General features: G+C 62.6%; 3 protein-coding genes. 2 read left to right on the forward strand and 1 reads right to left on the reverse strand.

Going from position 1 to position 2,650, the window contains the following annotated elements; genetic code table 11:
• A partial coding sequence (locus VQ042_RS25195; protein ID WP_331822989.1) for a hypothetical protein occupies nucleotides 1-372 on the forward strand: 372 nt, incomplete at its 5' end.
• A complete protein-coding gene (locus VQ042_RS25200) occupies nucleotides 369-2,453 on the forward strand; it encodes a recombinase family protein (protein ID WP_331822990.1) in 2,085 nt (694 codons plus the stop codon). The genes VQ042_RS25195 and VQ042_RS25200, both read left to right, overlap by 4 nt.
• Here VQ042_RS25200 and tnpB read toward each other — a convergent pair.
• Nucleotides 2,429-2,650 (reverse strand): IS66 family insertion sequence element accessory protein TnpB (gene tnpB / locus VQ042_RS25205; RefSeq protein WP_331822991.1); only part of this gene is annotated, 222 nt, incomplete at its 5' end. The two genes, VQ042_RS25200 and tnpB, sit on opposite strands and share 25 nt — an antisense overlap.

Genomic DNA, 2,650 nt, shown 5'->3' on the forward strand with positions numbered 1-2,650 from the left:
CCCTCTGACACGTTTGACGTGCCGCTTGGAGAAGATGTCAGGGTCATGGATCCACGCCATCCTCTTTTTGGGCGTCGGCTGCGTGTTTTGGGACTGATCTTTCGCACCGAGAGCAACCTGCCACCCTCCTACGAGGTGGAGAACGACTTTGGCACGAGGCTCTTCGTCCCTATCCGCGCAACGGAAAGTCCGATCGGCATGGAGAATCCGTCGAAGTTGTGCGTTGAATCCTTGCGGGACCTGATCTCGCTGGCCGAACAACTTGAAGACCATGCCGATCGATCCGAAAGATCTCTGGTCGAAACTTCCCGCCTCCCTGCGGCGACGGGTCGTCGAGGACATAGCGGCCGTTCTTACGGAGGTCGGCCATGAAGTCCGAACTGGTCACGGCATCGCATCTGGCCCGCAAGGCGATCGTCTACATCCGCCAGTCGACGCCTGCACAGGTCGTCACCAATCAGGAAAGCCTGCGCCTTCAGTACGCGCTGCGACACCGGGCCGAAGAACTGGGCTGGCGCCGAACCAATATTGACGTCATTGACGCCGATCTCGGCCTGAGCGGCGCGTCCAGTCTGTACCGACGCGGCTTCCAGGAACTGACAGCCCGCGTCAGCCTGAGTGAGGTAGGGCTCGTCCTGTCGGTCGACGTCACCCGTTTGGCACGCAACTGCTCGGACTGGTATCCGCTTCTCGACATATGCGGTCTTCGCGATTGCCTGATTGCCGATCGCGACGGCGTATACGATCCCAGCACGGCCAACGGGCGGCTGCTTCTGGGATTGAAGGGCACGATCTCCGAACTGGAACTGCATACGATCCGGAGCCGCCTGACAGGTGGGCTTCTGGCCAAGGCCGAGCGCGGTGAACTAGCGCAGATGCTTCCTGTCGGGCTGGTGCGCGAGGCGGCCGACGTCGTGGTGAAGGATCCGAACGTCGAGGTCCAGCAGAGGCTGGGCATGGTGTTCGACAGTTTCCTGCGGCTGCGATCGGCTGCCAAAGTTATGCGTCTCCTGCTGGCCCGAGGCCTAGACCTGCCGCGCCGCGACCGGCACGGAGATCTGCACTGGGTGCGTGGAACCGTCTCGGCTGTCGCCGCCATTCTGAAGAACCCGGCCTATGCGGGAGCATTCGTCTTCGGACGCAAGCGCACGGAGCGCTTGCCCGGCGGCGGCCGTGCGCACAAGTCCACTCGCTCGCGCGATCAATGGCGCATCGTCGTGAAGGATCGTTATCCAGCCTATATCGACTGGACGACCTTCGAGGTGATCGAGGCCATTCTGCACGACAACCGAGCTGAGTACATGACCACCAAAACCAGGGGAGCGCCGCGCGAAGGCCAGTTGCTGTTGCAGGGGATTGCCTGGTGTGCCCGATGCGGTCACAAAATGTATGTTCGCTATCAGCATGGAGGCGAATACGTCTGCAATCACCTGCACATACAGCGGGGAGATCCGGTCTGCCAGCACATGAGCGCCGGGGTCGTCGACGAGGCCGTGGCGCAAGCCTTTCTTACTGCCTTGGCGCCGGCTGAGATCGAGATGCTGTCGCGGGCGCAAAAGGCTCGGCGGCAAGCCGATACGGCCTTGCGTAATGCCGCCGAGCAGCAAGTGGCGCGCAAACGCTACCAAGCGTCCTTGGCGGAGCGACAGTACAACAAAGTCGATCCCGACAACCGGCTCGTAGCCGCCGAACTCGAGCGGCGCTGGGAGGCCGCGCTCGACGGTCTGAGAACAGCCGAAGAGGCTCTGTCCCGGCAGGACTCCGCCGGCTCGCCGCCGCCGCCAGCGCTGAGCAAGACCATGGGCGACAAGGTCGTAGCGCTCGCTGGTCGTCTGCCGCTGTTGTGGGCAGACCCCGCCACTCGGGACGCCGATAGAAAAGCGCTACTGCGATGCCTCGTCGAAAAGGTCGTCCTTGACCGTGGTGAACGTGACACCGCGATGGTCCGGATCGTCTGGCGCGGCGGCGAAGTCAGCGAACTTGCCGTCAGACGCCCAGTCACGAGCATTGCCAGTCTGGAACGTGGCGAGGAGATGAAGCGCCGCGCCCTGGATCTATCCAAGACCACCATGCCGGATATTGAGATCGCCGCCCTCCTGACGGCCGAGGGACATCGCTCACCCAAAAACCCGACCCGGGTTCTTCCCGACACCGTGCGACGCATTCGAAAGCAGGCCGGATGGCCAGCGCGCAAACCGTGTTCACGGTGGCGCCATGCTTCGGGATCCATCGGCATCGCTGAGTTGGCGTCGAGGCTCGGCATTCCGACGAAATGGCTCTATGTTCAAATCCGAGACGGTCGCATCCGCCTCGACTGCCAGCCCACCGGCGCCTACCTCGTCCAGGACTGCCAAACCGTTCTTCAGGCCGTGCGAAACTTGCGGAACCATGAGATCGAGACCATCGATCTAAGGGCACATCAGCCGGGTTACAGGGAGCATCCACATGGATGATCGAGCAGGTAGCCGAGCTGCGCCGGTGAGATCGTCACCGTTCCGTCGGCCGGTGACGGCCAGATAAAGCGCCCCCGTTCGAGCCGCTTCGTGAACAGACAGGCGCCCTGTCCGTCGTGCCAGATCACCTTGATCAGATCGCCACGACGGCCCCGAAAGACCACGACATGGCCGTCGTTTGGATCCCGCTTCAGCGT

It is taken from the genome of Aurantimonas sp. A2-1-M11 (genome assembly GCF_036549475.1).
Taxonomy (GTDB): Bacteria; Pseudomonadota; Alphaproteobacteria; order Rhizobiales; family Rhizobiaceae; genus Aurantimonas.